Below are 259 nucleotides of genomic sequence, written 5' to 3' on the forward strand. Positions count from 1 at the left end.
GTTGGAATCCGGTTATAGTTCGTATCTTTAGTTGATGCCACTTCATATGTGTCACCGATCATTTTCGCTTCTTTCAGCGCCTTCTCCGACCAAGCCCCTGTCATGACATAGCCTGCTTTCTTACCTTGTGGCAGGAAGTTCATCGGAATGGTGGCAAATTGTGTGCTGGCACCACCCTGCAGGAATAGAACATGGTACTCTTCCGGGATGTTCAGCAGCTCTTTGAGAGAAGCGATCGCTTGATTATGTACGCCTTCAT

Annotated in this window: 1 pseudogene; it reads right to left on the reverse strand. The window is 47.9% G+C overall.

Annotation, left to right across the window (positions count from 1 at the left end):
- Nucleotides 1-259: pseudogene (locus LKX83_RS32625) on the reverse strand (3-phosphoserine/phosphohydroxythreonine transaminase); the annotation flags it as partial.

Source organism: Cohnella baijiui (assembly GCF_020731285.1).
GTDB lineage: Bacteria > Bacillota > Bacilli > Paenibacillales > Paenibacillaceae > Cohnella.